Annotated in this window: 21 protein-coding genes, 1 tRNA gene and 1 pseudogene; 18 read left to right on the forward strand and 5 right to left on the reverse strand. The window is 60.0% G+C overall.

The features are described from left to right. Window positions 1-131 precede the first annotated feature (131 nt). From ACN9MZ_RS11285 to ACN9MZ_RS11360, 16 genes and pseudogenes are all read left to right on the forward strand, one after another. On the forward strand, window positions 132-1,070 hold the full coding sequence (locus ACN9MZ_RS11285) for an HDOD domain-containing protein (RefSeq protein WP_426342224.1): 939 nt from the start codon (window positions 132-134) through the stop codon (window positions 1,068-1,070). Window positions 1,071-1,072: 2 nt separating this feature from the next. Next, window positions 1,073-3,130, forward strand: coding sequence for a putative bifunctional diguanylate cyclase/phosphodiesterase (locus ACN9MZ_RS11290; protein ID WP_426342225.1), 2,058 nt, complete (start codon window positions 1,073-1,075; stop codon window positions 3,128-3,130). A 2-nt stretch (window positions 3,131-3,132) separates the two neighbouring features. Continuing rightward, the gene (locus tag ACN9MZ_RS11295) at window positions 3,133-3,930 is read left to right on the forward strand and encodes a substrate-binding periplasmic protein (RefSeq protein WP_426342226.1); all 798 of its coding nucleotides are present in this window, start codon (window positions 3,133-3,135) and stop codon (window positions 3,928-3,930) included. Between the two features lie 125 nt (window positions 3,931-4,055). Then, window positions 4,056-5,450 carry a DUF6861 domain-containing protein gene (locus tag ACN9MZ_RS11300; RefSeq protein WP_426342227.1) on the forward strand — a complete coding sequence of 465 codons (1,395 nt, stop codon included), beginning with the start codon at window positions 4,056-4,058 and terminating at the stop codon, window positions 5,448-5,450. Between the two features lie 14 nt (window positions 5,451-5,464). After that, window positions 5,465-6,091 (forward strand): GAD-like domain-containing protein, encoded by a 627-nt coding sequence (locus ACN9MZ_RS11305; RefSeq protein ID WP_426342228.1) that lies wholly within the window; start codon window positions 5,465-5,467, stop codon window positions 6,089-6,091. A 4-nt stretch (window positions 6,092-6,095) separates the two neighbouring features. Further along, window positions 6,096-6,719 carry a GAD-like domain-containing protein gene (locus ACN9MZ_RS11310; RefSeq protein ID WP_426342229.1) on the forward strand — a complete coding sequence of 208 codons (624 nt, stop codon included), beginning with the start codon at window positions 6,096-6,098 and terminating at the stop codon, window positions 6,717-6,719. A 134-nt stretch (window positions 6,720-6,853) separates the two neighbouring features. After that, on the forward strand, window positions 6,854-7,048 hold the full coding sequence (tnpA, locus tag ACN9MZ_RS11315; protein WP_426342888.1) for an IS66 family insertion sequence element accessory protein TnpA: 195 nt from the start codon (window positions 6,854-6,856) through the stop codon (window positions 7,046-7,048). Window positions 7,049-7,125: 77 nt separating this feature from the next. Next, window positions 7,126-7,350 carry a T6SS immunity protein Tdi1 domain-containing protein gene (locus tag ACN9MZ_RS11320; RefSeq protein WP_426342230.1) on the forward strand — a complete coding sequence of 75 codons (225 nt, stop codon included), beginning with the start codon at window positions 7,126-7,128 and terminating at the stop codon, window positions 7,348-7,350. Between the two features lie 15 nt (window positions 7,351-7,365). Continuing rightward, entirely contained in the window at window positions 7,366-7,992 is a 627-nt protein-coding gene (locus ACN9MZ_RS11325) for a GAD-like domain-containing protein (protein WP_426342231.1), read from the forward strand. Between the two features lies 1 nt (window position 7,993). Then, the gene (locus tag ACN9MZ_RS11330; RefSeq protein WP_426342232.1) at window positions 7,994-8,263 is read left to right on the forward strand and encodes a GAD-like domain-containing protein; all 270 of its coding nucleotides are present in this window, start codon (window positions 7,994-7,996) and stop codon (window positions 8,261-8,263) included. Window positions 8,264-8,274: 11 nt separating this feature from the next. Continuing rightward, window positions 8,275-8,400: a T6SS immunity protein Tdi1 domain-containing protein gene (locus ACN9MZ_RS11335; RefSeq protein WP_426342889.1), complete on the forward strand. Its 126-nt coding sequence runs from the start codon at window positions 8,275-8,277 to the stop codon at window positions 8,398-8,400. A gap of 29 nt (window positions 8,401-8,429) precedes the next feature. Beyond that, window positions 8,430-8,659, forward strand: a pseudogene (locus ACN9MZ_RS11340) (GAD-like domain-containing protein); the annotation flags it as partial. Between the two features lie 57 nt (window positions 8,660-8,716). Beyond that, window positions 8,717-9,016: a T6SS immunity protein Tdi1 domain-containing protein gene (locus ACN9MZ_RS11345; protein WP_426342890.1), complete on the forward strand. Its 300-nt coding sequence runs from the start codon at window positions 8,717-8,719 to the stop codon at window positions 9,014-9,016. A 103-nt stretch (window positions 9,017-9,119) separates the two neighbouring features. Continuing rightward, a complete protein-coding gene (locus ACN9MZ_RS11350) occupies window positions 9,120-11,285 on the forward strand; it encodes a WD40/YVTN/BNR-like repeat-containing protein (protein ID WP_426342233.1) in 2,166 nt (721 codons plus the stop codon). Window positions 11,286-11,542: 257 nt separating this feature from the next. After that, complete coding sequence (locus tag ACN9MZ_RS11355; protein WP_426342234.1) at window positions 11,543-14,476, forward strand: TonB-dependent receptor; 2,934 nt, start codon at window positions 11,543-11,545, stop codon at window positions 14,474-14,476. Between the two features lie 14 nt (window positions 14,477-14,490). Then, on the forward strand, window positions 14,491-17,361 hold the full coding sequence (locus ACN9MZ_RS11360) for a TIM-barrel domain-containing protein (RefSeq protein WP_426342235.1): 2,871 nt from the start codon (window positions 14,491-14,493) through the stop codon (window positions 17,359-17,361). A 19-nt stretch (window positions 17,362-17,380) separates the two neighbouring features. Here the strand turns inward: ACN9MZ_RS11360 and ACN9MZ_RS11365 are convergent, their stop codons facing one another. From ACN9MZ_RS11365 to ACN9MZ_RS11375, 3 genes are all read right to left on the reverse strand, one after another. Further along, entirely contained in the window at window positions 17,381-19,003 is a 1,623-nt protein-coding gene (locus ACN9MZ_RS11365) for an alpha/beta hydrolase (RefSeq protein ID WP_426342236.1), read from the reverse strand. A 144-nt stretch (window positions 19,004-19,147) separates the two neighbouring features. Beyond that, complete coding sequence (locus ACN9MZ_RS11370) at window positions 19,148-19,492, reverse strand: YggL family protein (protein WP_426342237.1); 345 nt, start codon at window positions 19,490-19,492, stop codon at window positions 19,148-19,150. A gap of 15 nt (window positions 19,493-19,507) precedes the next feature. Further along, a tRNA-Ser gene (locus ACN9MZ_RS11375) sits at window positions 19,508-19,597 on the reverse strand. A gap of 124 nt (window positions 19,598-19,721) precedes the next feature. On the opposite strand from ACN9MZ_RS11375, the gene ACN9MZ_RS11380 reads away from it, so the two are divergent. Next, window positions 19,722-20,807, forward strand: a complete 1,086-nt coding sequence (locus tag ACN9MZ_RS11380) for a M23 family metallopeptidase (protein ID WP_426342238.1) — start codon at window positions 19,722-19,724, stop codon at window positions 20,805-20,807. Window positions 20,808-20,810: 3 nt separating this feature from the next. Here the strand turns inward: ACN9MZ_RS11380 and ACN9MZ_RS11385 are convergent, their stop codons facing one another. Further along, complete coding sequence (locus ACN9MZ_RS11385; protein WP_426342239.1) at window positions 20,811-21,830, reverse strand: LacI family DNA-binding transcriptional regulator; 1,020 nt, start codon at window positions 21,828-21,830, stop codon at window positions 20,811-20,813. A gap of 65 nt (window positions 21,831-21,895) precedes the next feature. Next, window positions 21,896-23,458 (reverse strand): tryptophan halogenase family protein, encoded by a 1,563-nt coding sequence (locus ACN9MZ_RS11390; protein ID WP_426342240.1) that lies wholly within the window; start codon window positions 23,456-23,458, stop codon window positions 21,896-21,898. Window positions 23,459-23,568: 110 nt separating this feature from the next. Here ACN9MZ_RS11390 and ACN9MZ_RS11395 point away from each other — a divergent pair, with 110 nt between their 5' ends. Next, the gene (locus ACN9MZ_RS11395) at window positions 23,569-25,920 is read left to right on the forward strand and encodes a TonB-dependent receptor (protein WP_426342241.1); all 2,352 of its coding nucleotides are present in this window, start codon (window positions 23,569-23,571) and stop codon (window positions 25,918-25,920) included. Window positions 25,921-25,952: the final 32 nt, after the last annotated feature.

Consider the following 25,952-nt stretch of genomic DNA (forward strand, 5'->3'; position numbering starts at 1 on the left):
AAACCATTTACCATTGTTCGTATTGCCACACCGAGATTCCGATGTCTGCGTCAGATCCGAATTCGTTTCCGCTGGTGGGAATCAAGCCTGTCCTGGATACCCAAAACCACTGGGCAGGACTGGCGTTTCAAATGCCGGCAGCGGCTTCGCTGCCCGCGCTGCAATTGCTTCTTGGCTGTCCTGAATCCGAAGCACTGGGTTCGCTCGATTACTACATTCCCCTCGCCGATCCGCTTGCCATCAAGGCCAGCCAGCTCGATGGCCTGCCGCTCGCACGCATCGTCTTCACCGTCTCCGCCGCGCAGCTGGCCGACAGCGCAGTGCAGCAGCGGTGCAAGCATCTGGCCGAGCGCGGACTGCGCTTGCTGGCCGATGGTGAAGCGGGCGTCGCACCGGCCCAGGCCTGTCTCCGCAGCGAACTGCCGCGCGCGCAGCAACATGAAGCGGCGCAAGGCGACGGCACCACCCGCAAACGCTTGCTTGCCCTGCTTGGCCTGCTGGCCCGGGACGCCGATTCGCGCGAGCTGGAAACCCTGCTGAAACAGGACCCTGCGCTGTCCTTCCAGTTGCTCAAGCTGGTCAATTCAGCGGCCTTCGCGCCGAACGGCAACCCCATCCACAATTTCGGGCAGGCCATCAACCTGCTGGGCCGCCGCCAGCTGCAACGCTGGCTGCAGCTGCTGCTGTACGCGCGCCAGCAAGCGGACGGCCCGGCCAATGCCCTGCTGCCGCTGGCTGCCCTGCGCGCCGCGCAAATGGAAGCCTTGTGCAAGCTGCGCGAAGGCGACCGCGATGAGCAGGACATGGCGTTCCTGGTCGGCGTGTTTTCGCTGCTCGACGTGTTGCTGGCAATGCCGATGACCGATATCGTATCGGCCTTGAACCTCGACCTGGATGTCGTTGCGGCCCTGCTGGACCGCACCGGCGAACTGGGTGGGATGCTGGCGCTGGTGGAAATGCACGAACCGCAGGCGGACGCGCTGCGCGACGTCGGCGTCGACAACGAGACCTATTGGCGCAGCCTGTTGCAGGCCTACCACTGGGCGCTCCAGGTCAGCAGGAACGTGTGAGCATGCCCGCGCAACCGGTTGCCAATTTCCTCGCCAGCAGCGCCGCTGTGTGCGATGCCGTGCTGCGCCTGCGCGGGCACGCACTGGTGGAGGAGCTTGGCCGCGTCGCGCGCGAGGTCACCGGCAGTCCGCACGGCCGCTACGTGCCGCGCGACATGACGCCGGCCACCGGCCTGCCGGGATGGGAGAGCGGCCTGTCGCAGCTGATCCAGTTCGACAGCCAGTACTTCGGCCGCTTTGAAGTATCCGGCCTCGAATCCTATACCGACGCCAACCGGCAGAACCTCGCCAGCCTCGCCAGTCTGGCCGCCAGCGTACTGCAAGTGCATTCGGTAGCGCAGCGCACTACCCACGCCTATGTGCAGGTGGAAGCGCGCCTGCAGCACCAGACGCAGATCCTGGACCAGATCCACGAGTCGGTACTGACCATGGACCTGAACGGCTTCATCACAAGCTGGAACAAGGGCGCCGAGCGCCTGTTCGGCTATTCGGCGGTGGAAGCGGTCGGGCGCAACATCATCTTCCTCTACGACGACGAAGACGAAGACCTCGGCGATGAATTCCTGGAGCAGGGCGGCCGCCTGATGGAAGTGCGCCGCAAGAAAAAGAACGGCGAAGTATTCTGGGCCAGCCTGTCGCTGTCGCAGCTATGCGATATGGAAGACCGCTCGATCGGCCTGATCGCCTACCTGACCGATATCACGGAGCGCAAGCGGGCGGAGGAACGCATCCACCACCTTGCATACTACGATGCGCTGACCAACCTGCCGAACCGTTCGCTGCTGACCAAGCTGGTCGACCAGGCCTTGATCGTGGCCCAGCGCAGCAAGGCGCACGGCTGCGTGATGTTCATCGACCTGAACCGCTTCAAGCTGATCAACGACACCCTGGGCCGCGCCGTGGGCGACGCGCTGCTGCGCGAAATATCGCAGCGCTTCCGCCTTGCCCTGCGCGACCAGGACGTCGTGGCGCGGCTGTCCGGCGACGAATTCGCGGTTGGCCTGTTCGACATCCACCAGCATTACGAAGCAAGCATGGTGGCAAACAAGCTGCTGTCGGCGCTGAACGAGCCTTTCCTGATCGATGGCCATGACTTGCGCGTCAGCGCCTCGATCGGCATCAGCGTCTACCCGCAGGACGGCAACGACGCGGAAACCCTGCTGCGCCTAGCCGATATCGCCATGTATCGCGCCAAGCAGAATGCCTCGACCGACGGCGAGCATATCGCCTTCTACAGCCAGGACATGAACAAGGGCATGCAAGAGCGCATGCGCATCGAATCCGGCTTGCGCCAGGCGCTGGGCAATGGACAACTGCTGCTGCACTACCAGCCAAAATTCGAAATCAGCAGCGGCAAGATCATCGGCGCCGAAGCGCTGGTGCGCTGGAAGCACCCCGAGCGCGGCCTGGTGCCGCCGGCCGAGTTCATCCCGCTGGCGGAAGCCACCGGCCTGGTGGTGCAAGTCGGCGAATGGGTGCTGGAAGCGGCTTGCGCGCAGGCGCAGGCATGGAAGGAGAAAGGCTTGCCGCCGATTCGCCTGGCAGTCAATGTCTCTGCGCGCGAATTCACTTCCGCGTTGCCAGGCCGAGTGATGGAAACGCTGCACCGCTACGGCCTCGAACCATCCTGGCTGGAACTGGAAATCACTGAATCCACCCTGATGCACAATATCGAGCGCGTGATCGGCATCATGGATCGCCTGACAGCGGCCGGCATCACCTTGTCGCTGGACGACTTCGGCACCGGCTATTCCAGCCTGTCCTATCTGAAGCGGTTCCCGATCGATACCTTGAAGATCGACCGCTCCTTCACCACCGGCATTCCGCTCGACACCAACGACTGCGCCATTGCCAGTACCATCATCAGTATTGCCCAGCAACTGAAGCACAAGGTGATCGCCGAGGGCGTGGAAACGCCGGAACAACTGGCTTTCCTCAAGGATTCCGGCTGCGACGAAGTGCAAGGCTACCTGTTCTCGCGCCCCCTTCCGGCCGAGGAGTTCGAAGAGGCGCTGGTGCAGAACTGGGCTCCGCCAGAACGTATCGCCGCCGCAGGTTGACCATGTTGCGCGCCACCATCCTGGCCATGCTGGTTTCCTGCTCCGCGCAGGCCGCAGAGCCGGCGCGCATCAGGTTCGGCCTGCAGGACGACATTGCCCCCTTTGTCATGCCCGACCGCCACAGCGGCCTGATGGTCGATGTGCTGCGTGACGCCATGGCAACGCAAGGCATCGCAGCGGATTTCCTCTACCTGCCGCAGAAGCGAACCGAGGAAGCCCTGCGCAAGGGCGTAGTCGACGTAACGACCAGTGCCAAGCCAGGGATGACGCTGCCCGGTGTGATGAGCCGCTGGCCGATAACCAGTTTCCACAACCTTGCGATCACCCGGCGCGCCAACTTGCCGCGGCTCGATTCGGTCGCCGACCTGTCGCGCTACCGCGTGACCGCCTTCAACGGCGCCAGCCGCATGCTAGGCCAGGCCTACCGCGACGCAGTGCAGGGGAATGCTCGCTACTCAGAACCCATGACGCTGCAATCACCGCTGCTGGTGCTGAAGCAGGTGGACGTGGTGATCTCGCAGAAGGATATTTTCAACTTCTACCTGGACCGGCAGTCCTACCTGCGCGATGGCGATTTCGACCTGGTGTATCACGACATCCTCGGCAAGCCGAATGAATATTGGTTTGCCTTCCGAACGGTCGAAATGCGTGAAAGCTTCGAGCGCGGCATCGCGGCCCTGTACAAATCCGGTGACATCGACCGCATCTTCAACCGCTATAACAAAGCTTACGGCACCTCGCGTGATTTCTTCCGCCCATTGGACTGCCGCTTCGCTGCCATCAAGCCCCACGACTGCTAGCTTAGCGCGGCAGGAAGCTATCCATTGTGTCGTTTAACTTCCCCCGCACTGCAGAAATTGTCGAAAATTTAATTATTTTGCTATCCTACCGGTTTTCCAATTGAGCAACGCCAGAGGGTAGCAATTTGCTTAACCAATCGTCGCGCATATGGTCTGAACTTGAAAAACGGGAGCGCCAGGTCAGCAAGGGGCATGGCACGGGTTCGGTTTTCGACAGCATGGGACGGGCCATCAGTCCCGCGCCCCCCTTCCGCATCGGCAATTTCGCAAGCCAGAGCTCACGCGTCGAGCGCGTCCAGCGCGCGCTGGAGCAGTCGGGTGACATGGCCAGAAGGATCATTGTCCAGCAACTGTCGGGCATCGACCTTTCGTCCATCTGGCACATTCTCATCGAAGTCTGTAAAGACATGGCCCTGTACTATGGCGGCTCGGTTGTCGCCGGCGCCACGGTCGGCGCTGTCGGCGGCGCGTTCTTTGGTGGAGTCGGAGCTTTGCCGGGTGCTGCCGCCGGCGCGGCGGTGGGCTCACAAGTCGGCGCCTGGGTAATGGCGCTCTTGGGACTGAAATCGCTGATTGAAGGCATGGTGACGGCAATTCCCGAAGCCCTGGAGCACTATGAACGCGGTTTCCGTGAAGCGTGGGGGCCGCCGCCGCGAGATGAGCGAACCTGCAGTTACGCGCTAGCCGGGCCGGAACAAGGAAACGTACGCCACGCAGCCTTTGAGTTCGCCAACGGCCACGTGATCATGATCATGGCCATCCTGATGGCGCTGATGGCCTACTTCTCGCGGGGAAAGGGCAACAAAGCCCTGGCGTTGAAAGAAGTCCGTGAGAGCCCGCGCCTGGGACCAAAAGTGGCGCGCTGGATCGAGGAAAATGAAGAGAAGTTGAGCCGGCATCCGGCCTTACAATCACGCCGCAAAAATGCAGCGAGCGCGCTAGAGGAGCCGGCACCCGCCTCGCCGAAACGAAAACGGTCGAAAGAAGAACCGGAACAGCCGCGTACAGCCAGTATGCCGCAAAAGAAGGTCCCGTGCTTCAAGCCGAATGACCTGCCACAAGGAAGCCTTCCTGAATTTGACCGGCAACTGGCGGGACAGGAAGCGGGCCTGAACGAGATGACCGTCGACGAATATGTCAAAGGTCGCACGGCTTTCACGGAGGGTAACGCTAAGCGTGATGCCAACCTGGCGAGGGCTGCACGGGATCTTTATCAGTCTGAACTCACGGCTACATTAATGGAACAGTTCGAAAATGCTGGTATGTCGCCACGTTCTGCCGAAACTAAGGCTCAAGCGGAAGCTGAAAAAAAGATGAAAGCCTTGGCCGCATTGCATAATCCTGACATGGTTGCGGCCGGACGCGACGCTATCAGCGACTTCGGCGACCGTAATATCAACTCTCGAATTGGCGCCCAGTGGCGAAGCCGGGTTGGGGAGTTAGATAAAGCAGCATCTTCGGTTCCGGAATCGCAGCGCGCTCGTGTGAAAATGAATGCCAAACTTGAACGTTGTAAGTAGGAAGGGGAACGAAAGTGGATGAGCACTTTGAGTATTTTCTGGAGAAGATGGGGCCTGCGTTTAGCAAGCGCCACGTGCCTCCAACGAGCATTGAACGCTTCCGCGGCAAGCTCCCAAAACAGCTTTTGGAATATTGGGAGGAGCATGGCTGGTGTGGCTATGCTGACGGCTTGTTCTGGACGGTCGATCCGCAAGAATACGAGCCCGTATTGGAAGCTTGGATCGGCGATACGCCCTTCATGGAGAAGGACGTATATCACATCATCGCGCGGAGCGCTTTCGGCGAACTATATTTTTGGGGCGAGAACACTTTCGAGTCATTGAAGATCTTCGCTCCAGGCTCGTACTGCTTCTCCCGCAAGTCAATGTTTCAGGCCGACCAAGTCGAGCATGGCTTGCGATCATTCTTCGGCAAGAGGAATCGTAAAGAAAATGATTTCGCTGCCTTGTTTGCTCCCGCCTTGAAGAGACTAGGTCGGTTACGGCACGACGAAATGTACGGCTTCATTCCTGCACTGGCGCTTGGCGGCCCATCGGAATTGTCGCACTTGAAGAGGGTTAAGGCCGTTGAACATCTAGTTCTCCTGGCACAGCTCGCCCCATTGGAAGTGATGACGTCTCCAACTCTGGCTGACGGCTGACGCTATGGATGAAGATTTTGAGTACTTCCTTGAGAAAATGGGGCCGGTGATGAATAAGCGCCATGCTCCACCATCAAGCATTGCTCGCTTTCGAGGAAAACTCCCTGATCAATTGCTGGCGTATTGGGAAGAACATGGCTGGTGTGGTTATGCAGAGGGTATATTCTGGACCGTCGATCCGCAAGAGTACGAGCCTGTTCTCGAGGCATGGATTGGTGAGACGCCCTTCATGGAAAGGGATGCGTATCACGTCATCGCGCGGAGCGCCTTCGGTGAGCTCTACTTCTGGGGCGAACAAACGGGCAACACGCTGACGTTATTTGCGCCAGGGGCGTACTGCTTTCCTACCGAACCAGCTTTTCAGGAGCATGAGCTAGAGTTTGGTATGCGAGTTTTTTTCGGCATGCGGAAACGAAAGGACAACGACTTTGCTGAAATGTTCTCGCCAGCGTTGAAGAAGTTAGGCCAGTTGAAGCACGATGAAATGTATGGTTTCGTTCCTGCGCTGGCGCTGGGAGGCCCATCGGAACTGCCGCATCTTCAAAAAGTAAAAGCCGTCGAGCACTTGGTTCTTCTTGCTCAACTCGCCCCATTGGAAGTGATGGCATCGCCTACGCTTACTGAGTAAGCGTCCGGCGCTACCACATATGAAATCCAGCTTGGCTACCCCATACTCCGGCTTTTATTTCGGAGATTACGATGGTGAACGGAGAGCGCGAGCAGTTATGGAAAGAGCGTATCGAGCAATGACGTAGCAGCGGGCTGTCGCAGCGGGCCTTCGCAATGCAGCACGGTTATGCGGCGCGCCAGGTCGGTTACTGGGTGCGGCGGTTAGCGAAGTCTGCGCCCACCAAGGCAATGGTGCCTGTGGTGGTGAAGCCAGCACCTGCACAGGCCACGCCCGCTCTGGTGCTGCGTGCTCCACAAGGCTGGTCGGTGGAGGTTCCGACTCTCTGAAAGTGATAGCGCCTGGAGCGTATTGTTTCCCTCGTCAATCGCGCTTTCAGAATGGCAGACTCGAACTTGGCCTTCGCATGTTTTTCAGCAAACGGGATCGTGAAGAAAATGATATGGAGGGCCTTTTCTCTCCAGCGAGGGAGAAGCTAGGACAATTGAAGCATGATGAGATGTACGGCTTCGTTCCTGCATTGGCGCTGGGCGGCCCATCGGAACTGTCGCATCTTCAAAAGGTAAAAGCCGTCGAGCACTTGGTCTTATTAGCCCAACTTGCCCCATTAGAAGTAATGACCCCGCCCTAATCGATTGTTGATGCAATGGACGAACATTTTGAGTTATTCCTGGAGGAGATGGGGCCGGCGATTGATAAGCGGCCCGTGCCGCCATCGAGCATTGAACGGTTCCGCGGTAAGCTCCCTGATCAGTTGTTGGCCTACTGGGAAGAGCATGGCTGGTGCGGTTATGCAGACGGGCTTTTCTGGACAGTCGATCCTCAAGAGTACGAACCTGTGCTGGACGCATGGATTGGCGATACTTCGTTCATGGAGAAGGATGCTTATCACATCATTGCACGAAGCGCCTTCGGTGGGTTGTACTTCTGGGGCGAACGTACCTGCGACTCGCTAACGGTGTTCGCTCCGGGCACTTACTGCTTTCCTCACGAGTCAATTTTCCAGAACGGGGATGTAAACCTCGGCCTTCGCACCTTCTTCAGCGTGCGCGATCGCAAAGAGAATGACTTTGGTGAAATGTTCTCCAGCGCCCGAGAAAAGCTGGGTCAATTGAAGCATGATGAAATGTATGGATTCGTTCCGGCATTGGCGCTCGGTGGTCCTGCGACCTTGACACACCTCAAGAAGGGCAAAGCGGTTGAGCATTTGGTGTTCCTCGCACAGCTCGCCCCATTGGAAGTGATGACGCCGCCTTCGCTTGCTGATTTCTAAAATGACGGACGAACATTTCGAGTTCTTTCTTGAAAAAATGGGACCGACAGTGCACAAGCGTTGCGTCCCAGCGCAGAGTGTCGAACGCTTTCGAGGAAAACTCCCTGATCAATTGTTGGCGTATTGGGAAGAGCATGGCTGGTGTGGCTATGCTGACGGCTTGTTCTGGACGGTCGATCCGTCTGAGTATCAACCGGTCCTGGAGGCGTGGATCGCCGGTACAGGCTTCATGACGCAAGACGCCACGCATTGGAAAAGTTGGGGCATTTGAACCACGATGAAATGTATGGTTTCTCGCCAGCGTTGGCGCTGGGAGGGGCTTCGATGTTGAAGAATCTAAGGAACGTAAAGGCTGTCGAGCACTTGATATTACTTGCGCAGCTCGCCCCTTTGAGGCTGATTTCGTGAACGCAGACTTCGAGTACTTCCTTGAAAATATGGGGCCGGTGATAAGCAAACGCCGTGCTCCGCCATCAAGCCTCGCACGCTTCCAGGGAAAGCTCCCTGACCAGCTTTTGGCTTTCTGGGACGAGCATGGCTGGTGTGGTTATGCCGATGGCTTATTCTGGACCGTCGATCCTCAAGAGTACGAGTCGGTGTGGAAGCATGGATTGGCGACACGCCGTTTATGGAAAGGGATGCGTATCACGTCATCGCTCGAAGTGCATTTGGGAAGTTGTATTTATGGGGGGGGGGGGAGCGAACCGGAGACTCCTTAAAAGTGATGGCGCCTGGAGCTTATGGTTTTTCACGTGAATCGATTTTCCAGGGTGATAGGTTGGAGTTTGCGCTGCGTCTGTTTTTCAGTAATCGAGACCGCGAAGAGAACGATTTTGCAGACCTGTTTTCTCCTGCCTTGCGTAGGCTCGGTCAACTGAAACATGATGACATGTACGGGTTCGTTCCGGCATTGGCGCTCGGCGGTTCCGCGGCCTTGACACACCTCAAGAAGGTCAAGGCTGTTGAGCACTCGGTGTTGCTCGCGCAGCTAGCGCCCTTGCAAATCATGAACCCCGCAAATTGATCCAGTTTCCGCATTATCGGAATCCGATTTGGTGATTTTCGTAATTGCCGGGTAATCCTGTGCATCGGAGAATGCGCTTCCGATACTCACCGGGAGACGACGCATGGGGTCTTTACTTAACGCTGGCCGGATTGGCGCAGGGATGGCGGCAATCGTCTTATGCGTGGGCGCGGTTGCTGCGCCCCAGGCACCTGGCTATGTGTGGGACAGCGTGGCAATTGGCGGCGGTGGATTTGTGTCCGCCGTCATTCCGAGCCGTAGCGAGGCTGGCGTGGTGTATGCCCGAACGGACGTCGGCGGCGCCTACCGCTGGGACAAGGGTGCTGGGCGCTGGATGCCGCTGCTGGACTGGCTGGGGGATGCCGACACCGGCCTGTTAGGCATCGATTCCTTGGCCGTCGATCCGCACAATGCTGGAAAAGTCTACCTCCTGGCCGGCATCGGCTACCTGCAGAATGGCCGCACGGCGATCCTGCGCTCCAGCGATTACGGCAAGACCTGGGCCATAACGGAAACCTCAGGACAGTTCAAAACGCATGGCAACGGCATGGGGCGCAACAACGGGGAGCGGCTGGCTGTCGATCCCGGCAACGGCAACGTGCTCTATGTCGGCACACGCTGGAATGGCCTGTTCAAGAGTACAAATGCCGGCGCTAGCTGGCGCCATATGGCGAGCCTGGACGTCAAATCTACTCCGAACGGTGCGGGCATCAGCTTTGTACTGCCGGACCCGGCCAGCATGAAGGACGGCGCAGTGCGGCGCCTGTATGTTGGCGTATCGCGCTACGGCTCCGTCGGCCCGAACTTCTATCGCAGCGACGACGGCGGCGCAACATTCACGCCAGTGCAGGGCGCTCCCACCGCGCTGATGCCACAACGGGCAGCGCTTGATGGTGCAGGCAAGCTTTACATCACGTTTGCGAATGGCGCCGGCCCGCATCCCAACGACAGGCAACCCGAGCCCATGGACCGGGGACAGGTCTGGCAATACGCCATCGATAGCGGCGCATGGAAGAACGTGACGCCAGCCGGTTTCACGGCGCCTTTCAGCGGTATCAGCATCGATGCGAAGAACCCGCGCCGGCTCGCGGTTTCCACCATCAGTACTTACCTGCCGCAGGGCGATGCCAAGGGGGACCGGCTGTTCGTCTCGAACGACGCCGGCAACAGCTGGACCGACGTCATTGCTCGTGGTTTTGAAAAGGACCTGCAGGGCGCATCCTGGATGGCCGGGCACGGCATCCACTGGGCCAGCACGTTTGAATTCGATCCTTTCGATTCAAAGGCGGCCTGGGTTACCTCCGGCAATGGCGTTTTCCATACCGCCGATATTGATGCAAGGCCGGTGCGCTGGTCCTTCCACGTGCGCGGACTGGAGGAAACGGTTCCCCTGAATGCCGTCAGTGTTCCGGGTGGGCCGCTGGTATCTGCATTGGGCGATATCGACGGCTTCCTGCACGTGAATCCCGCCCGCTATTCGCCGATCCATACGCCGCAGATGGGCACGACATTCGGCCTCGCTGTAGCGAGTGCCAGGCCTGGCGTGATGGTCCGCGCTGGCAAAGCAATGTACCTCACCGTGGATGGAGGCCTGCACTGGACGCAATCGCCTTCGATGAAGGGCGAACAGGGGCAGGTCGCGCTGTCCGCCGATGGTGCCGTCATCCTTCATGCGCCGCGCGGCAGCGGCGAGGTGTATCGCAGCAGCGATGCCGGGGTTAGCTGGAACATCGTGCGCGGCCTGGCCGGCGCCAGGCTGCGGCCAGTAGCCGACCCTGTGGCATCAAAAGTGTTTTACGCCTATGACAACGGGGTGATGCAGGTGAGTACCGACGGCGGTGTTACGTTCGCGCCACGAGGGAAGCTGGCGGCCGGAGGTTCACGCGTGATCGGGACGGCGCCGGGCAGGCAAGGGGACTTGTGGGTGCCGCTGTATGGCGGCGGCCTGGAGCGTTCGAAGGATGGCGGAGCAAGCTTTGCGCCGCTCGCGGGTGTCACCTATTGCGCGGCAGTCGGCTTTGGCAAGGCAGCGCCGGGCAGCGATTACCCGGCAGTCTACATCTGGGGCAGCGTTGGCGGCGTGCGTGGAGTGCACCGTTCGCTCGATGGCGGGGCGACCTGGGTTCGCATCAACGATGATGCGCGCCAGTTTGGTGGACTCGGCGACGGGCAGTTCATCGTCGGGGACATGAACCGCTTCGGCGTGGTCTACATGAGTACCGCCGGCCGTGGCATCGTCTACGGAACGCCGTCTGGCGCCGCCAAATGAGCAGCCAGGTGTTGTAACTGGTACACGCATGCAAGCCGCTTTCACGAGGAGAGCACGGGTGGTTGTTTGAAAACGTTTTCAGCTTTGGTGATTTTCATAATTGCGCGCGAAAAAAACGTAAAGCAAACTCAAATCACTCAGTGAAATATCACGAGATCCAAAATAAAGGAGACAGCAGCGTGAATCAGACTCACCTCAGGAAAACCGCTATTGCCGTTGCCGCGGCACAGTTTGCACTGCTCACTGCCAGCAGTGCCATGGCCCAAACAACCGGAGATGCAACTGCCCCCGCGTCCGTCGTGGTCGTGACCGGCCAACGTGCTGCACTGCAGTCGGCACAGAACATCAAACGCAACTCAGACGAAATCGTCGACTCCATCGTTGCCGAAGACATCGGCAAGCTGCCGGACCGCTCCATCACTGAAGTGCTGCAACGCGTGGTCGGCGTGGCGATCGACCGCACCATGGCCAAAGGGGACCCGGAACACTACTCGGTCGAGGGCTCCGGCGTGACGGTGCGCGGCTTGACATATGTGCGCTCCGAACTGAATGGCCGCGACTCCTTCTCTGCCAACGGCGGCCGCTCGCTCAATTTTGAGGATGTTCCGCCGGAACTGATGGCGGGCGTGGACGTATACAAGAACCCTTCGGCAGAGCAGATAGAGGGCTCGATCGGCGGCCTGGTCAACCTGCGCACAGCGCTGCCCTTCGACTACAAGGGCTCCAAGGTCTCCCTGAGCGCCGACTATACCTACAATGAGCTGGGCGGCAAGAAAAAGCCGGGCGGCTCGATCCTGGCGTCGGATCGCTGGAAAACCCCGGTCGGCGAGTTCGGCGCGCTGGTCGACCTGGCATATTCGGAGAGCGCCACCCGCACCGATGCTTTCCAGGTCGAGCCATACTATCCGCGTACCGACGTTGTAAATGGCAGAACGGTCTGGGTGCCGAAGGGCGCGCAATGGCGTACCCTGGAGTTCGACCGCAAGCGCGAGGGCTACTACGGCGCCCTGCAATGGCAGAAGGACTCCACGCTGAAGTCGCACCTGACTTACTTCAAGTCCAAGTACCAGATGCAGTGGGATGAACGCGCGATCTTCTCCCAGGCCAGCCCCTACAATATCCGGGTCAGTCCCGATGCCACTTACGGCCCGAACGGCAACCTGCTGACGGGTACTTTGACTGATCCTGCTGATAGCGGTATCAACTTCGGCGGCGACACCCGCACCGCCAACCGCAAGTCCGACACCACGGACATCGGCTGGAACGTTACCTGGCGCCCGGCGAACCGCTGGACCCTGAAATCCGACCTGCAGTACATCAAGGCCAAGACCCGCAGCCTGGACTCCACCGTGGCGACCGGCATCCAGATGGCCAAGGAGCAGGTCGACCTGAGCGGCGACGTGCCGCGCCTGATCTTCGACCAGTCCGACCTGGCTTACCTGGCTGACCCCAAGAACTACTACTGGGCCTTCACCATGGAGCACATGGACCGATCCAAGGCCACCGGCAAATCCTGGAAAGGGGACGCAATCTATGACTTTGAAGACCATCCCTTCCTGAAGGACATCCGCTTCGGCGTCCGCCTGTCCAACAAGGATTCGGTGACGATGAATTCCAACCCAAGCTACAACTGGTCGCCCATCTCGCAGACCTGGCAGCTTGGCTGGGACATCAACAAGCTGGCATCGCTGGGTGACCCTCGCTTTAGCGGCAATACCGAGCTGCATAACTTCAACAACTTCTTCAACAAGAACATGCAGGTACCGTCGCTGGTATTCCCGGCGGTTTCCCTCGCCAACGGCTATCCGGACAGTTACGCGGCCCTGCACAAATACCACGACATCCTGTGTACCGAAGCGCATAACGGCGACTCTTCCAGCTGCACCCCGTGGAAGGCCGCTACGTTCGGCACCGATCCGGCCGGCACCAACGAGCAGTCGGAAAAGACCAAGGCCTTCTATACCCAGGTGCGTTTCGGCTTCGATGAGCTGAAGTACCCAATCGATGGCAACCTTGGCGTGCGCTATGTGAAGACCGACATGACCGCCCGGGGCTACGTCACCTTCAAGCCTGACTACACCATCCCGGCCGGGAACGTCGTTACAGGCCTGCCGTTTGCCGTGATCCCCGCCTACCAGTCGGCCCAGGACTTCGACAACAGCTACCACAACGTGCTGCCAAGCCTGAACCTGCGCATGAAGGCCAGCGACAAGCTGCAATTCCGCTTTGGCTTTGCCGGTGCGATGTCGCGCCCGGACTTCGACCAGCTGCAGGCCTATACTTCGCTGTCGCAGAAGCTCGACATTACCAACAACGGCGGCGTCACCACCATCAACAGCGTCAACCAGTCGGGCGAGGCCAAGGGCAACCCGCAACTGAGGCCGATCACCTCCAGGCAGACCGACCTGACGGCCGAATGGTACTTCTCGCCGGTGGGTTCGTTCACGGTGGCCGTGTTCAACAAGCAGCTCAAGGACGTGATCCTCAAGCAGTCGCTGGTCTACCAGATCCCAGACGTGTCCGGCAATATGCAGAACTTTGTCGTGACCGGTCCGGTGAACGGCGCCAAGGGCCACGCGCGCGGCATCGAGCTGGCCTACCAGCAGTACTTCGACAAACTGCCAGGCTGGATGTCCGGCATCGGCATGCAGGCCAACTACACCTACGTGGACAGCAAGCAGAAGCTGTACACCCCGGTCTTTTCGCCATACTGCAGCGGCGGCAGCCAGGCCGCTGGCCTGAATACCAGCATGAACGGTTGCGACACCAACGGCCAGACCTTCAACGACTTGCCGCTGCCACTGCTGTCGAAGAACGCCTACAACATCGCACTGCTGTACGACAAAGGCCCATGGTCGGCCCGTATGGCCTACAGCTGGCGTTCCAAGAACCTGCAGGCGATCGACGTGAACGGCACCAACGGCGGCGACGCCACCGACACCAATCCGGCTAGCCCGACTTTCGGCCAGCATGTGCTGCACTGGGCGCTTCCTACTTGGGCTGATTCCTTCGGCCAGTTGGATGCCTCGATCTTCTACCAGATCAACGACAAGGCAACCATTGGCATTGAAGGCACCAACCTGACTGACGCCAAATATCGCCAGTTGATGCAGCAGCATACCGGCATGATGGGCCGTGCATGGTTCGTTTCAGGCCCGCGCTACGCAGTCAAGCTGCGTTATTCGTTCTAATCACAGGAGAGAGAATGCGTTTTAAACCGATGCGGGCCGCGCTGTTGTGCGCCCTGGCGGCGGCCGGCAGTGCAAGCGCCGGCACTTTCGAACAAACGGCCCACGGCCTGGTGATCAAACCGGACCGCGGCGCCGCGAAGGAAATCCGCCTGGAGCTAATGGACGACAACATCATCCATGTGCTGAAACTGGACCAGGGCGGCAAGGCGCTGACGCCATCGCTGATGACGGTTGCCAAGCCATGCAGCTGCAGGTTCACCGTCCAGCGCACAGGCGATACGGTTACCCTCAAGGCCAACAAGATTGCGGCTGCCGTGTCGCTGGCGACCGGCAGCCTGCAATTCTCGGACGCCGGCGGAAAGCCGTTCCTGAGCCAGGCATCGGAATCGATCGAAGCAATTGAAGTTGGCGGCAAGCCTTTCGTAGCAATCAAGCAGGGGTTCAACTACGGAACGAAAGACGCGTTCTACGGCCTGGGCCAGCACCAGAACGCCCAGATGAACCTGAACGGTGAAGACGTGCTGCTGGCCCAGCACAATATGATCGCCTCCGTGCCCTTCGTGGTCTCGGACAAGAACTACGGCGTCCTGTGGGACAACAACGCCATCTCGCGCTTCGGCAACCCGCGTCCGTACGGCCCGCTAAAGCGCGACCTGAAACTGGTTGATGCGGAAGGCAAGGCCGGCGGGCTGACCGCGCGCTACTACGTGGATGGCAAGCTGGCACTGACCCGCCAGGAACCTGATATCGCCTACCAGTACCTGAAGGACGTGGAGGAAAACTGGCCGAAGGAATTGGGCCCAGTGAAAAACCTGAAGGACGTGAAGGTGGTATGGGAAGGCACGCTGTCCAGCGACAAGCCGGGCGTCCACAAAATGCAGATGTACGCATCCGACTATGCCACGCTGACCATCGACGGCAAGCAGGTGATGGATGTGTGGCGCCAGGGCTGGAACCCGTGGTACCACAACTTCGAACTCAGATTCGCCAAAGACAAGCCGGTCAGCCTGAAGCTGGAATGGAAGCCATCCGGCGGCATGGTGGCTATGACGCACAGCGACCCGCTACCGGATCGTGAGCGCCACTCGTTGACTTTGTCTTCCGAAATCGCGCAGGGCATCGACTACTACGTGATCCGCGGCACGAATATGGATTCCGTGATCGGCGGATATCGCCAGTTGACCGGCCAGGCGCCGATGATGCCGAAATGGGCTTATGGCTTCTGGCAATCGCGCCAGCGCTATGAGACGCAGCAGCAATTGCTCGACACCTTGCACGAATACCGCAGGCGCCAGTGGCCGCTGGACAATATCGTGCAGGACTGGTTCTACTGGCCGGAAAACGCCTGGGGCTCGCACGACTTCGACAAGACCCGATTCCCGGACCCGAAGGGCATGGTGGACGAAGTGCACCGCCAGCATGCTCGCATCATGATCTCCATCTGGGGCAAGTACTACGACACGACCGACAACTACAAGGAGTTCGCGTCCAAAGGCCATATGTGGACGAAGAACGTGGAGGACGGAGCGCTGGACTGGGTTGGTCCTGGCTACAAGAACAGTCACTACAGTCCCTATGCACAAGAGGCGCGCGACATCTACTACCGCCAAATGAAGCACAAGCTGGTGGACCTGGGCTTTGACGCGTGGTGGATGGATAACACCGAGCCGGACGTGCTGTCCAACACGCGCCCCGAAGATTTCAAGAAACTGATCGGCCCGACGATTTACGGCCCTGGCGAGGTTACCTTCAACCCGTATAGCCTGGTGCATACCCAAGGCATGTATGAAGGCCTGAAGCGCGACCAGCCCGACAAGCGCCAGTTCATCCTGTCGCGATCCGGCTTTGCCGGCATCCAGCGCAACGCCACCGCCGTGTGGAGCGGGGACGTGGCCAGCCGCTGGAATAACCTGTACGACCAGATTGCCTCGGGCGTGAACATGTCGATGTCCGGTATCCCGAACTGGACGCACGACATCGGCGGCTACGCCCAGGAAAACCGCTACCAATATGGGGATGTGGGCTCGGCGCAGGAGAATCGCGGCACCGGGGGCGGCAAGGTCGATCCCGCCGACCTGAAGGAATGGCAAGAGCTGAATCTGCGCTGGTTCCAGTTCGGCGCCTTCTCGCCGCTATTCCGTTCGCACGGCGAAGTGGTCAAGCGCGAGATCTACAATATCGCGCCGGAAGGTTCGGAGATGCGCGATTCGATGGTGTCGTACCTGAAACTGCGCTACCGCCTGATGCCCTATATCTACGCGACCGCGTCGGACACCTATCACAAGTCCGGCACCATCATGCGCGGCATGGTGATGGACTTTCCGCATGACGAGCGTGTGAAAGACATCAAGGACCAATACCTGTTTGGCCACGACATCCTGGTCGCCCCGGTGACCAGCTACGGCGCCCGTGAACGCAGCGTCTACTTGCCCAAGGGGGTGTCGTGGTATGACTTCGACACCGGCGCCGTGCATCAAGGCGGCTCGACCATCACAGCTGCCGCGCCGGCCTCGCGCATCCCGCTCTTCGTAAAGGCAGGCGCGATCATTCCTACGGTGCCGGTGCAGCAGTATGTGGACCAGCAACCGGATGCGCCGGTTAGCTTGAAGGTCTACACGGGGGCGGACGGGGAGTTCTCGCTGTACGAAGACGATGGCGTCAGCAACGGCTATACGCGCGGCGAATACAGTCGCATCCCGCTACGTTACGACGCGAAGACCGGTGTCGTAACGATCGGTAAGCGGGAAGGGCAGTATCCGGGAATGGTGGCAGCGCGCAAGTTCAAGGTTCACTTCATCAAGCCGGGCACCTCGACCTCCGGTAGCCTTGATGTTGCCGACAAAGAGGTCACTTACGACGGAAAGGAAGTCGCAATCAAGCCATGATGAGAGCGCGGCCCTTCCTTTAGGGGTTTCCCGGCTTTAATGGGGATTTGGGCCGCGCTACCGAATACATCTCCCAAGTGATCTTCTCCAGCAAGGCCAGTTTGTTTTCGCCCTCTTTATAGAGGTCAAAATGCGTTTTGCCAGGAATGAAGCGGAAATCCGATTTAGCGTTCAGATCCTCCAACACCGCTTGCAGGCGACGGGCCGAACCATCCAGGTAGAAAGTGTCGGCGGTACCCACGATGAGGTGAATCTTTCCGTCGAGGTCGGCCTTGAGTGCAGGCCAATCGCGCTTCATGCGGTGGGCAATGTCGAAATTCTCTCGCCAATAAGCGACCACTGTGGGATCGACGTTGCCCGTGTCGCGGTCGAACATGGGCTGCGGCGCTCCGGCATGGCCGCGCGGCGAGAACACCCATTCCATGGAAGCGAGCTGCCCGCCGTAGCTGCCCAGCACGCGTTCCAGCTTGGCGAACTGCTCGAAAGTGCCCAGCACCTTGTCATGGTCACGCACCAGCGGATAGGCGCTGCCGTCAGCCTTGCGGAACACATTGGCCTGCGGCGCGTACAGGTCTACACCGGTGAAATCGTGGAAGTCCGACGGGTCTGGCGACGTGGACCAGGTCCCACCGAACAGTTTGGGATAGCGCGTCTGCAGCCAGAGCGTCGCCCAGCCACCAGACGAGTGGCCATTCAGGAGGCGCCCATTGGCGTTGGCATCCATGCGGTAGTTTGACTCAAGCTGCGGAATCAGCTCGGACGTCAGCGCCAAGCCCCAGGGGCCGTTATTCACGGAGTCTGCGAATTCGTGCGTGCCGGTGGGGCTCGATTCATCCAGCAGCACCCAGATCATGGGCGGCGTTTTCCCGCTTGCCATGCCTTTAAAAATGTCCGCCATGATCGGCACCAGGTAGGCGGCATTCCCGCCAAAGCCGTGGGTGAAATAAACCGTAGGATAGGTCTCCTTCGCTTTCGCGTCATAGCCAGGCGGGGTCAGGACCCAACCATCCATCTTGACAGGGCGGCCCCAGAAAGCGCTCAGGGCAGGGCTGGTGAACGCGATAGGCTGGGCGTGCGGACGGGCTGCATCCAGCGCCGCCCGCTCCCCAGCGGAAGCGGATTCCCGCGTCCACGGGTCGGTTGCGGGCAGGGCGCGGGCCAAGTGGATCGTTGGCGCTTCCTTGGCGGGCAAGTGCAGCTTGACGACATCGCTGACCAGATCGCCCGCGCCACGCCCTGTGTAGTTGTAGCTGTGATCCACGTCCAGCACCGCCTGAACGTAATAGTCGCCGGGAGGCAATTGCGAGTACGGATGCGGGAAGGCGATATCGTCGCCGTCAACGCCTACGCTTTCTCCTGGCCGGAGGCGGCCGACTTCCCGCGCCGTGACAGCAGTTTCAGTTGCCGCAAAGGGATCGGCATCCACAACCGTCACCACACTGGATTTTTGCTTGGATTTCTTCAGCGCGTCCGCTTCAGCGGATGTGGCCTCTTTCGCAAACACCAACAGCCGGCCTTGGGCGGCAGGGCCGGCGGATGCGTCCAGTTGGATTTTGATGAATTGCCGCTCTGGTGTGGCCGCGGCCTGCACATTTGCTGCGCCGGCCAGCATCAGGAGCAGGGAGAGTGTCGAAATCTTCAAGCAGCTAAGCATGGCAGCCTTTCCAAAGAATCATGATCCAGCAAAGCTGGCAAGCATAGCATTTTTGGCAATTCAAAGATGATCTGGTCGAAATAAAAAGGGCAGCCGATCTGGCTGCCCTTTCAATGATGCGGAGCTTGTCGTTTAGCCCCAGCCGTACCACGCGTCGCGCAGTTCGCCAACTTTGACATCGGTCAGCGTGCTCTGTTTCGCGAGCCATTCCTGGACCAGGGTGCGATGGTGTTCTTCAACCTTGCCGTAGGCTTTGTTCGAAACGACAATGCCGCCGAAATCATCGTTGTAGCCGCCGCCAAAGGCGAGGCCGTTTGGCTCGATTGCTTCGTCGAGGAATTGATGGATCAACGCATTGTGTTCAGCCAAGGTCAGTTTGCCCACAATCTGTGCTTCCACGAGGAAGCCAAGTTCCTGGAACTCACCGAGGTGTTTTTTCTTGAGTTGGCGTTTGTTGTAGCGGCGGGATGCGGTCATGGTGGGGCCTATATTTGGCGGAAGCGGTGAGATTCGAACTCACGAACGGGATTAACCGTCGGCAGTTTTCAAGACTGCTGCCTTCAACCACTCGGCCACGCTTCCGGAGGGCTGGATTATACATTCCCGGAGCGGATCACGCCAAGAATCGTGCAGTTCGTCGCAAATTCCCGCGCCGGGATGCCTGCGCCGGTATAGTCGGCCCACTATTAAAACCCTGGGGGACCGAATGAAACTGAATCCCATCGCTTTTGCCGCAATGACCTTGACCTTGGGCGCTGCCATGGCCGCTCCGATCGAAGTGAGCGTGGCGCCTTCAAAGCCGCTGATTGAGCAGGGCAAAGGCCAGCAATTGCTGAACATAGACTTCCTGATCAAGAATGACAGCCAGGACAAGGTCGAATTGAGCGAAGTCGAAGTATCCGTGCTGGGCGACGCCGGCAAGCTGGTGGCGCAGTATCGCGTAGGCGCCAATGGCCGCAGCGTGCTGGTGGTGCCGAACCGTTTTATTGAGCCGGGCAAGTCGGAGCTGGTCTTCAATCCCCTGTATGCATTCCCTCGGGAGCTCGATTTGTCGCGCCTGCGCTATACCTTCAAGTTCGACGTAGGCGACGATACCAAATACACCGTCGAAATCCCGGTAGCGCCAACTCCCTACAAGCCGAAAGCGCAGCTGCAACTGCCAGTTGCCGGGCCGGCCCTGGTGCATGACGGACACGATTTTTACGGCCACCATCGCCGCCTGCCGTTGCTGGACCCGATGGCGCAGGCGCTGAAATGGAAGCGCAACTTCATGCGTTACAGCTATGACTTCGTGGCCACCGATGACCAGGGGCGCATGTTCAAGGGCGATGGATCGCGCAATGAGGATTGGTATGGCTGGGGCAAACCGATCCTGGCACCGGCTGGCGGGAAGGTAATCCGCGCCGTCGGCACAATCCCGGACAATGCCAAAGGCAAGGGGCCGTTGTTCGGCAAGGAGCAGTTCATCGCTGACCCGAGCATCATGTGGGGCAACCATGTGGAGATCGAACATGGCGACGGCGAAATCAGCTTGCTGGCCCATATGAAGCAGGGCAGTGTGGCGGTCAAGGTCGGCGATACCGTGAAGGCTGGCCAGAAGGTCGGCGAAATGGGCTTTTCCGGCGATGCCTTCCTGGTGCACCTGCACTATGACTTGAAAAACGCGCCGGGCTTCGATGCCGAAGCGCTGCCAGCGCCGTTCAATAACTTCGAACGCTTAACAGGCAAGAACTGGCTCAAGGTCAAGCAAGGCCAGGTCGATAGCGGCGATGTGGTGCGCCGCCTGCCGTAAGCCTTAGCGGATGCGCCGGGTGGTTTCTCGCACCACCATCTCCACTGGTGGGATGGTGCCTTCCACTTCTTCACCGTTGATCAGGCCGAGCATGGATTGCACGGCCGTCTGGCCGATCACATACAGCGGCTGGCGGATGGTGGTCAGCGGCGGCGTGGTGTAGGAGGAGCCGGGCAAATCGTCGAAGCCGACCAGCGAGATGTCGTCCGGTACGCGGATGCCTTTGCGATACAGGAAAAGCCGCGCGCCATAGGCGGTCTGGTCATTCACCGCGAAGACGGCGGTAAAGGGATGGCCGCCGTCGAACAGTCGGTTCATGGCCAACAGGCCGCCGGCCTCCTGCAGGTCGCCTTCCACCACCAGCGCCGGATCGAAATCGATGTCGGCTTCTTTCAGCGCGCGTTTATAGCCGGCCAGGCGCTCGACCGAGTCTCGGTTCTCGCCCGGCCCGGCCAGGTGGGCAATGCGGCGATGGCCCATTTCGATCAGGTGGCGTACGGCCAGCCAGGCGCCGTGTTCATTATCGAGCGCGAAGCCGATGGCGCGGTTGGTGCGCAGTACGCGGCCCAGCGAGACGATAGGGCGCTGGGCTGCGAAGCCCAGCACGGCTGCGTCGGTCATGCGGCCGGTCAGCAGGATGATCCCGTCCACTTTGCGCGCCAGCAGCAGGCGGATGCGCTCCGCTTCTTCGTCGGCGTTCCAGTGGCCGCTGACGATTACCGAGGCGTAGCCGGTGCCTTTCAGCCCATCGTCCACGCCGTGCAGGATTTCGTCGAAGAAAGGGGAGGCGATATCCTGCACCACGATCCCGATCGTCATCGTGCGCCCGTGCTTCAGGCTTTGCGCCATCTGGTTGGGGGCGAAATTCAGTTCGCTGATGGCGGCCAGCACGGCTTGCCGTTTATCGTCGGCGACCTTGGCAGTGCCGTTCAAAATACGCGATACGGTGCTGGGGGAAACGCCCGCTCTGCGGGCGACGTCGGTCAGTGTGGCGGGCGATGGGGCAGTGGAGTGGTCGTTCAAAGGATTTCTCATTCTGAAAAGCTTTTCAAATGGAGATTACCATAGAACACAGCTGCGACTTGGACTTAATGAATCACTGTTGCACGAATAGCATGAAACTCGTTTCTGAAAGCGTTTTCATCTCGACATAGCAGGTCTACGAAGGCGCGATGGTCGGGCAGGTCTGCCACTGCACGCGCCGAAACTGCGGCGATATTGGCGAATTCCCGGCGCGCGGCTTCTGCCAGGGGGTCAAGGCCGGGCAGCGGAGGCATGGCTTTCGGGAAGTCCATTCCATACAAGACGTATTGCCAGCTGGTGGGCGGGTACATCTCGAAATCGGTCAGGAAATCCATGCGTTGCGGTGGCCGGCAGCGCCACATCGCCAGCTTGTCGCGCAGGCTGTCGGACCAGGTGGCGGGGTCGCAATTGTCGATCCAGAATTGTTCGCGGCGTTTGCTCAGGCAATAGTGCAGCTTGATGAAGTCGACGATGCGGGCATAGCGCTCCTCCATGAACTGGTTGAAGTGGTGCGCCACCGGCGCCATCTCGCCGTTGTGCGGGAACAGGGCGCCCAGCATGTGCACCGCGGTTTCGACCAGGCCAATGCCGGATGCCTCCAGCGGTTCGAGGAAGCCGCCCGACAGGCCGATCGCCACGCAGTTCTTGATCCAGTGCTGCTCGCGGTAGCCCACGCGCATGGGGATCTTGCGCACGTTCAGGCCATCGGCGGCGGGGCCGGCGTAGCCGCGCAGCACTTGCTCGGCGCGCTCGTCGCTGGTGTGGCGGCTGGAGTAGACGTAGCCGATGCCGCGCCGTTCCTGCAGTCCTATGTCCCAGGTCCATCCCGCTTCGTGCGCGGTGGAGATGGTGGCCGATGCGATCGGCGTATCGGGCGCGGGGTGCGGAACTTGCACGGCCAGCGCGGTATCGCACAACAGGATGTCGCTCACGCTGTGGAACGGCGAGCCAAGTGCACCGCCGATCAACAGGGCGCGGAAGCCCGAGCAGTCGATGTACAGGTCGGCCGTGAGGGCGCCGTGTTCGCGGGTTTCGACACTAGCGATGGTGCCATCCAGGTCGAGCTGTACGCCTTCGACATGATCCTGCACGTGGCGCACGCCGAGTTTGCGCGCATGCTTTGCCAGCAGGCTGGCAAAGCGTACGGCGTCGAAATGGTAGGCGTAGTTCATCGGGCCGTTGTAGTCGCTGTCGCCGGGACGTTTCGGCGCGCGTTGCGCATCTACCACGCGCTTTTGCATGGTGACTGCTTCGGCAAACGGCGTGTTGCCGGCCAAGCCTTGCAGCCAGTAAGGCAAGAGCTCCGGCGCGCCCGGCCGCTGGCTCGGCATGGAGAAGGGATGGAAGTAGTGGTCTTCGCCGTGCAGCCAGTTCTGGAAGGTGATGCCTTGCTTGAAGGTGGCACTCGATTCGCGAATGAATTCCGCCTCTGGAATGCCGATCGCCGCGAGCGTGGCGCGCAGGGAGGGGAAGCTGCCTTCGCCCACGCCGATGGCGCCGATTTCGGGCGCTTCCACCAGCGTGATTTCCTTGCTGTCGCCGAACATCTTGGCCAGGTAAGCGGCGCACAGCCAGCCCGCGCTGCCGCCGCCAACGATCAGTATCCGCGTGGTTGGGATCGTTCCCATTTTTGTCGTCTCCTTAAAAATTTTTGTTGACTTTTTATTTTTTGAAAATGTACCATGAAAACGTTTTCAAGAAATAAGAAATCGTTTTCACAACAACTACCGGAGACAACATGAAGTTTTCTGCAATCCAGGTCGGGGTGCTGGCCCTGGTCTCGTCCGTAAGCGCCACGGCGCAGCAAGCCACACCTGCGTCGAACGCCGAATCCGCCGTCGTGCCAGAGGTTCTGATCACGGCGACCAAGCGCACTACCTCCCTGCAAAAGACCCCAGTGGCTGTTACCGCCCTGGATGCAGCGGCACTCGAAGACGCACACGTGCAAACCATCCAGGACGTGACCAACCTGGTGCCAAGCTTCCAGGCCACCGGCCAGGGCGACCACGGCGTCATCACCATGACCATGCGCGGTATCGGTAACGACTCCGCCAAGACTGAATACGCCGATCCGGAAGTCGCCTTCTTCGTGGACGGCATCTACTCGCCTCGTCCGGAAGGGGCTACCGCACTGCTGTTCGACGTGGAAGCGATTGAAGTCCTGCGCGGCCCGCAAGGCACGCTGTGGGGCCGCAATTCCACCGTCGGCGCAGTCAATATGCAGACCGTCAAGCCCAAGCTGAAAGAATTCTCGGGCAGCGTTTCCGGCGGCATCGGCGATTACGCCCGCCTCGGCGCCCGTGCAGCGTTGAACGTGCCGACCGGCGACAACTCAGCCCTGCGCGTGGCCGTGATCCACGAGCAGCACGATGGCTACGTCAAGTACCAGACCTTCCCGAACATTTCGCTGGCCGACCAGCGCGCGGCCTACCTGGCTGGCGGCGGCGACCCGGCCAAATTCCAGCCGATCAACCCGAACCAGTACGTCGTCAACGGCCCGCGCTACAACGCTCAGAACCAGAGCGGCGTACGTGTGAGCTGGCTGTACCAGCCGACCGATCGCCTGAAGTGGAATATCTCCTATGAGCGCTTCCAGGACCGTGGTACCCCGAACATGAACCTGATGCAGACCCCGCGCGCCGGCCAGGACGAGTGGTCGGCACTGATCGACACCGCGCCGTTCCTGCACCGTAACGTGAACACCTTCCGCAGCCGCCTCGAATACGCCGTGAGCCCGGATATGTCGCTGACCTATATCGCAGGCCATTCCAAGTTCTCCGGTTCGTCGACTTACGACCAGGACGGCGGCCGCGTACTGCCAACCAGTTTCACTACCGGCGGCGACTTCCAGGCCAATAACACGGTCTGGTCGAAATACAGCAGCAATAGCCATGAGCTGCAACTGCAGTCGGTCGGCCAGAAGGAAGTCGACTGGCAACTGGGCGCGTACTACGCGGCGGAAGACAACGGCATCCGCTTCGACATCCCGATCATGCACGGCACCCAGCAGGGCAGCGTGGCATGGCAAGGCTCCTTCATCCAGCCGAAGGAAACCGTGGATTCGCGCGCTGTCTTCGGCCAGGCCACCTGGAACGTCGGCAGCATGCACCTGACCGGCGGCCTGCGTTACACCTCGGACAAGCGCACCAATGAAGGCGGCAACGGCTATACCTGGAATTCTGATCCGAACGCGCCGCAGGTTCCACTGAGCCCAAGCATCGACCCGACCAGGCCGGGCCAGGGCTACAACCCGAGCGTGCCGTCTAACGATGGCCGCTACAAAGGCAGCAAGACCACCGGCCTGGCGCGCCTGAGCTACGACATCGACAAGAACCATATGCTGTACGCCAGCGTCGCCACCGGCTACAAGGCGGGCGGCCTGCAGGACGGCGGCCGTACTTACGACCCGGAGACCCTGACCAACTACGAGATCGGCAGCAAGAGCTCCTTCCTGGGCGGCGCACTGCGCATCAACAACGCGCTGTACTACGAAAACTTCAAGGACTTCCAGTTCAGCTCCCCGGTCACCAATCCGGACGGTTCGCACACCTTCGTCACCAGCAATGTGGACGGCGCGAAAGTGTGGGGCTTCGAATCGGAAATCCAGGCCAAGCTGTCGCCGGACGACAAGCTGGCGCTGGCCCTGGCTTATACCCACACCAAGCTGGGCTTCCTGATCGCCGGCTCCAACGACTACGCGCTGCCGTTCTGCCCGGACCTGAACTCGAACTGCCTGAACGTCACCGGCAACATCATGCCGCACGCGCCTAAGTTCTCGGCCCACCTGAACTACCAGCACACTTTCCGCATGGCGAATGGCGACACCCTGATCCCACGCGTTTCGGCACACTACGAAACCAAGTCCGAACTGTCGATCTTCAACCTGGGCCCGGAAGACCAGCAAGCTGCCTACACCAAGTTCGACCTCGGCCTGCGTTACCAGGGACCGAAGCAGTTCTGGGTGGATGCCTTCGTGCGCAATGTAGGCGACAAGCGCATCAAGACCAGCGCCATGAACGGCGCTAATGTGTGGGTGGCGCAGTACCTGCCTCCGCGCACCATCGGAGTTAATGCGGGCATCGATTTCTAAGCCCGTTGCAACGCGGCCTGCCTCGTCCCCCG

This window comes from Pseudoduganella sp. S-14 (assembly GCF_049913285.1).
Lineage (GTDB): Bacteria > Pseudomonadota > Gammaproteobacteria > Burkholderiales > Burkholderiaceae_D > Rugamonas.

What these genes read in the sequence shown, in the direction of transcription:
- ACN9MZ_RS11285 (WP_426342224.1), top strand. Translation starts at nt 132, where the DNA reads ATGCCGGCAGCGGCTTCGCTGCCCGCGCTGCAATTGCTTCTTGGCTGT.
- ACN9MZ_RS11320 (WP_426342230.1), top strand. Translation starts at nt 7,126, where the DNA reads ATGTTTTTCAGCAAACGGGATCGTGAAGAAAATGATATGGAGGGCCTT.
- ACN9MZ_RS11360 (WP_426342235.1), top strand. Translation starts at nt 14,491, where the DNA reads ATGCGTTTTAAACCGATGCGGGCCGCGCTGTTGTGCGCCCTGGCGGCG.
- ACN9MZ_RS11290 (WP_426342225.1), top strand. Translation starts at nt 1,073, where the DNA reads ATGCCCGCGCAACCGGTTGCCAATTTCCTCGCCAGCAGCGCCGCTGTG.
- ACN9MZ_RS11390 (WP_426342240.1), bottom strand. Translation starts at nt 23,458, where the DNA reads ATGGGAACGATCCCAACCACGCGGATACTGATCGTTGGCGGCGGCAGC.
- ACN9MZ_RS11325 (WP_426342231.1), top strand. Translation starts at nt 7,366, where the DNA reads ATGGACGAACATTTTGAGTTATTCCTGGAGGAGATGGGGCCGGCGATT.
- ACN9MZ_RS11380 (WP_426342238.1), top strand. Translation starts at nt 19,722, where the DNA reads ATGAAACTGAATCCCATCGCTTTTGCCGCAATGACCTTGACCTTGGGC.
- ACN9MZ_RS11310 (WP_426342229.1), top strand. Translation starts at nt 6,096, where the DNA reads ATGGATGAAGATTTTGAGTACTTCCTTGAGAAAATGGGGCCGGTGATG.
- ACN9MZ_RS11335 (WP_426342889.1), top strand. Translation starts at nt 8,275, where the DNA reads ATGTATGGTTTCTCGCCAGCGTTGGCGCTGGGAGGGGCTTCGATGTTG.
- ACN9MZ_RS11350 (WP_426342233.1), top strand. Translation starts at nt 9,120, where the DNA reads ATGGGGTCTTTACTTAACGCTGGCCGGATTGGCGCAGGGATGGCGGCA.
- ACN9MZ_RS11295 (WP_426342226.1), top strand. Translation starts at nt 3,133, where the DNA reads ATGTTGCGCGCCACCATCCTGGCCATGCTGGTTTCCTGCTCCGCGCAG.
- ACN9MZ_RS11395 (WP_426342241.1), top strand. Translation starts at nt 23,569, where the DNA reads ATGAAGTTTTCTGCAATCCAGGTCGGGGTGCTGGCCCTGGTCTCGTCC.
- ACN9MZ_RS11370 (WP_426342237.1), bottom strand. Translation starts at nt 19,492, where the DNA reads ATGACCGCATCCCGCCGCTACAACAAACGCCAACTCAAGAAAAAACAC.
- ACN9MZ_RS11330 (WP_426342232.1), top strand. Translation starts at nt 7,994, where the DNA reads ATGACGGACGAACATTTCGAGTTCTTTCTTGAAAAAATGGGACCGACA.
- ACN9MZ_RS11355 (WP_426342234.1), top strand. Translation starts at nt 11,543, where the DNA reads ATGGCCCAAACAACCGGAGATGCAACTGCCCCCGCGTCCGTCGTGGTC.
- ACN9MZ_RS11345 (WP_426342890.1), top strand. Translation starts at nt 8,717, where the DNA reads ATGGCGCCTGGAGCTTATGGTTTTTCACGTGAATCGATTTTCCAGGGT.